This is a genomic window from Nakamurella sp., from assembly GCF_048594475.1.
Classification (GTDB): Bacteria; Actinomycetota; Actinomycetes; order Mycobacteriales; family Nakamurellaceae; genus Nakamurella.
On the sequence record NZ_JBMDXT010000061.1, the window covers coordinates 1 to 6,904 of the forward strand.

Here is a 6,904-nt window from a genome sequence, read left to right on the forward strand (position 1 = left end):
AACCCGCGCCGGATGCGACATATCGGGCCTGGTGGCGCGGGATTGATCAGCGAACCGGGCCGCCCCCGCGTGATTCGCTGATCAAATCCGCGACTGATCCGGACTTTTCAGGCGCGGGGCCCGGGTTTGATCAGCGAACCGGGCCGAACCGAGGCCGAGTGAAGGCCGAACCGAGGCCGAGTTGGGTCGAACCGAGGCCGAACCGAGGCCGGGCGCAGGCCCGGCCCCGGGTGGGCGGCAGAATCCAGACAGGTGGAGGTGGCGGGCAGGTGAGCACGCAGAGCGCGTCGGCGGTGGATGCCCTCGTCGCCGAGTACGAGGACCTGCAGACCAGGCTGGCCGACCCGGCGATCCACGCCGACCAGGCCGCGAGCCGCAAACTGGGCCGCCGGTACGCCGAGCTGACCCCGATCGTCACGACCGCCCGCGACCTGGCGGCCAACCGCGGCGACCTGGAGGCCGCCCGGGAGCTGTCGGAGGAGGACCCGGCGTTCGCCGAGGAGGCGCGCACGCTGGCCGGTCGGGTCGACGAGCTCGAACAGCGGCTCGCCGAGCTGCTCGTCCCGCGTGATCCCGACGACGGCAAGGACGTGCTGGTGGAGGTCAAGGCGGGGGAGGGCGGCGAGGAGTCGGCCCTGTTCGCCGGCGACCTGCTGCGCATGTACCTGCGGTACGCCGAGCGCCGCGGGTGGAAGACCGAGGTGCTCTCGGCCACCGAGTCGGACCTGGGCGGCTACAAGGACGTCACCGTCGCGGTCAAGGCCCCCGGCGCGACCGCCGACGGCGTCTGGGCGCGGCTCAAGTTCGAGGGCGGCGTGCACCGGGTGCAGCGGGTGCCGGTCACCGAATCCCAGGGCCGGGTGCACACGTCGGCCGCCGGGGTGTTCGTCGCGCCCGAGGTCGAGGACATCAGCGACGTCGAGATCGCCGACAGCGACCTGCGGATCGACGTGTTCCGCTCGTCCGGGCCGGGCGGGCAGTCGGTCAACACCACCGACTCGGCGGTGCGCATCACCCACCTGCCGACCGGCATCGTCGTGTCCTGCCAGAACGAAAAGTCGCAGCTGCAGAATAAGGAACAGGCGATGCGGATCCTGCGCGCCCGGCTCCTCGCCGCCGCCCGGGCCAGCGCCGACGCGGCCGCGGCCGACGCCCGCCGCTCCCAGGTCCGCACGGTGGACCGGTCCGAGCGGGTCCGCACCTACAACTTCCCGGAGAACCGCATCGCCGACCACCGGGTCGGCTACAAGGCCTACAACCTCGACGCCGTGCTCGACGGCGACCTGGACGCCGTGCTGGACGCGCTCTCCGCCGCGGACCGGGCCGAGCGGCTGGCCGGCGCGGGTTCGTCGTGAGCCGAGCCCTGTGGATCGGACGCCGGGGACGCCGGGGCCCGCGATGAGCCGGCACTCGCTGCGCGCGGCGATCCTGGACGCCGCCCGGACGCTCGAGGCGGCCGGCGTGGCCAGCCCGGACGTGGACGCCCAGGAGCTGGCCGCGCACCTGCTCGGCGTCCAGCGCACCCGGCTCGGCCTGACCCCGCTGGTCGAGGACGGCTTCCTGGCCGACTACCGGGCCCTGGTCGACCGGCGGGCGCAGCGCATCCCGCTGCAGCACCTGATGGGCACCGTGCAGTTCGGCCGGGCCACGCTGGCCGTCGGACCCGGGGTGTTCGTCCCGCGCCCGGAGACCGAGTCGCTGCTGGCCTGGGCGGTGCATGCGATCGCCGACCGGGACCGGCCGGTGGTGGTGGACCTGTGCACCGGCAGTGGCGCGCTCGCCCTGGCGATCGCGGCGGAGCGCCCGGACGCCCGGGTCATCGGCGTCGAGCGGTCCGCGACCGCGCTGGCCTGGGCCCGGCGCAACGCGGTCGCCCAGGCCGGCGCCGGGCGCACCGCGGTGGAACTGCGCGGCGGGGACGTCTTCGACGAGCGGCTGCTGGCCGACCTCGACGGCACCGCCGACCTGGTCACCGCGAACCCGCCGTACGTGCCCGACGGCACCGAGGTCGCCCCCGAGGTGGCCGATCACGACCCGCCCGAGGCGGTCTTCGCCGGGCCCGACGGGCTGGCCGTCATCCGGCCGTTGCTGTCGGTCGCGGCGGCGCTGCTGCGGATCGGTGGCTCGCTGGCCATCGAGCACGACGACACCCAGGGCGAGTCGGTGCCGGCGCTGCTGCGCTCGCGCCGGGTGCTGACCGATGTCGAGGACCACCAGGACCTCACCGGCCGCCCGCGGTTCGTCACCGCGACCCGGGTGCGGTTGACTGGCACCTCGTGAGCGAGAGGCCGGCCGGGTGACCCCCCGGTCGACGACGACGCCCGCGGCGGCCGACGGCCCGTGCGGCCGGCCCGGCGCGACCGCGACGAGCCTCGGGAGGACGACGTGAGCACCTTCGACTGCAGCGACCCGATCGAGCGGCGGGCCGGGCTGGAGGCGGCCGCGCACGCCGCGGCGGCCGGGAACCTTGTCGTGATGCCGACCGACACGGTCTACGGGATCGGCGCGGACGCGTTCAACGCCGCCGCGGTGCGCGCGCTGCTCGCCGCCAAGGGAAGGGGCCCGGACATGCCGGTGCCGGTCCTGGTCGGCTCCTGGACCACCATCGAGGGCCTGGTGATGGCGGTGGCGCCGGTCGCCCGGACGCTGGTCGAGGCGTTCTGGCCGGGCGGGTTGTCGCTGGTCATCGAGCACGCGCCGTCGCTGCAGTGGGACCTGGGCGACGCCAAGGGCACCGTGATGGTCCGGATGCCGCTGCACCCGGTGGCGATCGACCTGCTCCGGCTGGTCGGGCCGATGGCGGTGTCCAGCGCCAACCGCAGCGGGAACCCGCCGGCCACCACCGCCGCGCAGGCGCAGGAGCAGCTGGGCGAGCAGGTCGCGGTCTACCTCGACGGCGGCGAGTCGCCGATCGGGGTCGCCTCGACGATCGTGGACATCACCGGCGACATCCCGCGCGTGCTGCGCATCGGCGCGGTGCCGCTGGACCGGATCCGTGACGTCGTCGGCGCGGTCGAGGACGCCACGGCCTGAGTCACCGGGTTCGCCTCGGACCGGGCCGGCGACCGAGGGCCACGCATCGGCCTGACCGACTCTGATCGATTCTGATCGGCGGGATCGGCCGGGGTCGGCCCGGCAGCAGCCCGGAGAACGACCGGAGAATGCCGAAGGCCCGATCCGACGGCGTGTCGTGATCGGGCCTGCGGGCAGCTCCCGGCGTGGGGCTCGTGTTCGGTGCGCAACACAGGTTCGCCACTGCGGTGGCGGAGACCGGGTCCGGGCGTCGGGCCCGGTCGCCGCCGGCGAATCGGAGCTACGTCATGGGGACGGCCGGACCCGCCCGTCGTTGCGCGACTGTCCGGTTTCAGTTCGGTAAAGCCCGGTTCGGTCCGCCCGATCGACCTGGCGGAGGGTCATCGGGCGGCCCGGCCGCGACCCCCATCCGGGTCCCGCGACACTCACAGCTGCCCTGCGTGTCCAGGACAGCGGGTTTCCCGGCCCGGCCCACTACCCTGGGCGGGTGACGGGATACACGCTTCCGTTGCGCGAGTACGCCCTGGTCTGCGGCGCGGCGGTGGTCGTCACGTTCCTGTTGACCGGCGTGGTGCGGCTGATCGCCGTACGGGTGGGCGCGGTGTCGCCGATCCGGGAGCGCGACGTGCACTCGCTGCCGACGCCGCGGATGGGCGGCCTGGCGGTCTACCTGGGCTTCGCCGCGGCGGTCCTGATGGCCCTGCAGCTGCCGGCCCTGGGCGCGGCGTTCTTCTCCTCGTCCGAAATCGTCGGCGTGCTCGCCGCCGGCGGGGTGATCTGCCTGGTCGGCATCATCGACGACCGTTTCGACCTGGACGCCGTGGCCAAACTGGCCGGGCAGATCCTGGCCGCGGGCGTGATGGTGCTGTTCGGCGTGCAGTGGCAGGTGCTCTGGCTGCCCAGCAGCGGGCCGTCGGGCGGAAGCCTGGTCAGCCTCGACCAGACCCAGGGCATCGTGCTCACGGTGTTGCTGATCGTCGTGCTCACCAACGCGATGAACTTCATCGACGGGCTCGACGGGCTGCTCGCCGGGGTCGCCGCGATCAGCGCGTTCGCCCTGTTCATCTTCTCCGCGCGGCAGCTGGTGCTCTCCGGCGACGACACCTCGGCCTCGCAGCCACCGCTGATCGCCGCGGCCCTGCTCGGGGCGTGCATCGGCTTCCTGCCGCACAACTTCTACCCGGCCCGCATCTTCATGGGCGACTCCGGCTCCATGTTCATCGGCCTGGCCATGGCCGGGGCTATCGTCAGCGCCGGTGGGAAGCTGGACCCGGCCACGTTCGGGCCCCGTTCCACCATCGCGCTGCTGGCCCCGCTGATCGTCGCGCTGGCGGTGATCTTCATTCCGGTGCTGGACTTCCTGCTGGCCGTGATCCGGCGGACCAAGGAGGGCCGGCACCCGTTCAGTGCGGACAACCGGCACCTGCACCACCGCATGCTGGCGATCGGGCACACGCACCGCCAGGCGGTGCTCATCTTCTACTACTGGGCCTTCGCCCTGGCCGCGAGCGCGGTCTCGCTGACCTTCGTCAGCTGGCAGGTGGCCGTCATCCCCACCGCCCTGCTGTTCCTGGTGGGGCTGATGTTCTCGGTGTGGCCCCGGGTGCGCGACGGGCGGCGGGCGCGGCGCGAACGGGAGCAGATTCCTGCCACACTGCCCTGAGGGCTCCGCGCGGAGCCCCGGCGTGCGGCCGCCCCGGCCCCGCCGCCGGCCCGCCGCCCGGCGGGCCCCGACCCGAAGGTGAATCCCGTCCCGTGACCGCATCACCACCCCCGATCGACGGCCCCGGCCGGCCGCCGGTGGACCTGTCGGCCCAGATCGCGGCGGCCGCGCGGATCGCCGACCGGAGCCGGTCGGCCGGCGCCTGGTCGCTGGACCACCTGCGGTTGTGCCTGCCCGTGCTGGTCGGCGGGGGAGTGCTGCTCGGCGTGGTCGGCGCGGTGGTCGCCGGCTGGGGGGCCGTCCTGGGGGTGCTGATCGGCACCGTGATCGTCGGGGCGTTCTTCACGTTCTCGGCGGTGGTCATCGCCTGGGTGGGCAAGACCAACCCGAACACTGTGATGATCGCCGCACTGTTCGCCTACGTGATCAAGGTGTTCGTCCTGGCCCTGATCCTGATGACCATGCCGATCGACGGCCCGGTGGACGTCCGCTGGATGGCCGGGGCCATCGGCCTCGGGGTCTTTCTGTGGCTGGGCGCACATATGAGATATGTCTGGACATTGAAGCTCTACTACGTCGACCCGCGCTAACCGTACGGTTGTCCGGCAACGACTCGGATCGGCCGCAAAGCTGCAGGCCAAGACGTTGCGAAAGCGTTGCGACGAGCGGCACGCCATGAGAACCGGATGCACGGGAGGCCGGAGTCTCCTGATAGGGTCCGGGACGCCATGAAGATGTTTCCCAAGGCCAAGCCCCCATCGCCGGGAGCCGACGAAGGATGGGCGGTCCTGGGCAGCCTGATGTCCGGTCTGCTCCTGTTCGGTGGCCTGGGCTGGTTGCTCGACCAGTGGTGGGACATCCGGGTGATGGCGCCGATCGGCGCGGTCGTCGGCATGGCGCTGGGTATCTATGCGGTGGTGATGCGGCACGCGCAGCGGGCCGACACCGCCCCGGAGACCAGTGAATTGACGGCGTCCGCGCAAGCCAGGGCGGACGCGGCACGAGCACTACGTGAAGCGAAGACAGCGAATCGGCGCAGGGCACTGCGATCGGCCGGGTCCCCGACCCGGCCAGATCCGGCGCCCCGCTCCGGTACCCGAAGGGAGACGGTGGCGTGAGCCTCCTGTCAGCGGTGATGCTGACCGCGGCGGACAGTGGCGGCGAATTCGAGCCGCCCACCGTCGAGCATTCGTTCTTCTTCGACAAGATCGGGAACGGCGAAGCCATCTCCTCGGTCAAGGCGATGGTCCTGCTGGGTCTGGGCGTCATCCTGATCATGGCGTTCTACCTGGCCGCCTCGCGGAAGGCGGCGGTGGTCCCGGGCAAAATGCAGTTCGCCGGCGAGAGCGCCTACGGCTTCGTCCGCAACGGCGTCGCGATCGAGATCCTCGGCGGGGTCAACGGGCGCAAGTGGGCGGGCTTCCTGGCCACCCTGTTCGCCTTCATCATCGTGCAGAACCTCTGGGGCATCGTGCCTCTCGCTCAGCTGCCGGTGACGTCGCACTTCGCCATCCCGGTCCTGCTGGCGCTGACAGTGTGGTTCATCTACATGTTCGTCGGCATCCAGAAGCACGGCTTCTTCGGCTTCTTCAAGCTGATGTGCTACATCCCCGGCATTCCCGCCGCGATGCATCTGCTGCTGATCCCGATCGAGTTCCTGTCGAACATCATCCTGCGGCCGTTCACCCTGGCCATCCGGTTGTTCGCCAACATGTTCGCCGGCCACATGCTGATCACGATCGCGGCGGTCGGCACGATCTACCTGTGGGGCACCGGGAACCCGGTCAACATCGTGCTGGGCATCCTGCCCTTCGTCGGCAGCCTCGGCCTGGTGTTCTTCGAGCTGCTGATCTGTTCCCTGCAGGCCTACGTGTTCTGCCTGTTGACCGCGATCTACCTGGAATCGTCGCTGGCCGACTCGCACTGACGCACCGATTTCTCCCCGATCGGCACCCGTCCCACCCGACCGCAGTACCTGGCCCGCACCGGCGCGGCCAGCGATCGACCACCTGGATCCGCCACGGATCGCGTGAAAGGAAATGCACCCATGGATCTCGCCGAACTGTCCGGCAACGTCGGCACCCTCGGTTACGGCCTGTCCGCCATCGGCCCGGGTATCGGCGTCGGCATCGTGTGGGCGGCCTACATCTCCTCCACCGCCCGCCAGCCCGAGTCCGCCGGCCTGACCCGGACCTACGCCTTCCTCGG

8 protein-coding genes are annotated in these 6,904 nt (G+C 71.7%); all 8 read left to right on the forward strand.

Annotated features, from left to right (window positions below; translation table 11 throughout):
• Nucleotides 1–269 precede the first annotated feature (269 nt).
• Nucleotides 270–1,355, forward strand: a complete 1,086-nt coding sequence (prfA, locus tag ACOJUF_RS03015; protein WP_420120385.1) for a peptide chain release factor 1 — start codon at nucleotides 270–272, stop codon at nucleotides 1,353–1,355.
• 43 nt (nucleotides 1,356–1,398) lie between these two features.
• Entirely contained in the window at nucleotides 1,399–2,280 is an 882-nt protein-coding gene (prmC, locus tag ACOJUF_RS03020; protein WP_420120386.1) for a peptide chain release factor N(5)-glutamine methyltransferase, read from the forward strand.
• A 105-nt stretch (nucleotides 2,281–2,385) separates the two neighbouring features.
• A complete protein-coding gene (locus tag ACOJUF_RS03025; protein ID WP_420120387.1) occupies nucleotides 2,386–3,033 on the forward strand; it encodes an L-threonylcarbamoyladenylate synthase in 648 nt (215 codons plus the stop codon).
• Between the two features lie 487 nt (nucleotides 3,034–3,520).
• Nucleotides 3,521–4,696, forward strand: a complete 1,176-nt coding sequence (locus tag ACOJUF_RS03030; RefSeq protein WP_420120388.1) for a glycosyltransferase family 4 protein — start codon at nucleotides 3,521–3,523, stop codon at nucleotides 4,694–4,696.
• 92 nt (nucleotides 4,697–4,788) lie between these two features.
• The gene (locus tag ACOJUF_RS03035) at nucleotides 4,789–5,286 is read left to right on the forward strand and encodes a hypothetical protein (RefSeq protein ID WP_420120389.1); all 498 of its coding nucleotides are present in this window, start codon (nucleotides 4,789–4,791) and stop codon (nucleotides 5,284–5,286) included.
• 144 nt (nucleotides 5,287–5,430) lie between these two features.
• Nucleotides 5,431–5,814: a hypothetical protein gene (locus ACOJUF_RS03040; RefSeq protein ID WP_420120390.1), complete on the forward strand. Its 384-nt coding sequence runs from the start codon at nucleotides 5,431–5,433 to the stop codon at nucleotides 5,812–5,814.
• On the forward strand, nucleotides 5,811–6,623 hold the full coding sequence (gene atpB / locus ACOJUF_RS03045; protein WP_420120391.1) for a F0F1 ATP synthase subunit A: 813 nt from the start codon (nucleotides 5,811–5,813) through the stop codon (nucleotides 6,621–6,623). Before ACOJUF_RS03040 ends, atpB begins: the two co-directional genes overlap by 4 nt.
• A 120-nt stretch (nucleotides 6,624–6,743) precedes the next feature.
• Nucleotides 6,744–6,904, forward strand: a 161-nt coding sequence (locus tag ACOJUF_RS03050) for a F0F1 ATP synthase subunit C (protein WP_420120392.1), incomplete at its 3' end; no start/stop codon positions are given.

Coding starts and splice junctions, on each gene's coding strand:
- prmC (WP_420120386.1), top strand. CDS start 1,399: ATGAGCCGGCACTCGCTGCGCGCGGCGATCCTGGACGCCGCCCGGACG.
- ACOJUF_RS03040 (WP_420120390.1), top strand. CDS start 5,431: ATGTTTCCCAAGGCCAAGCCCCCATCGCCGGGAGCCGACGAAGGATGG.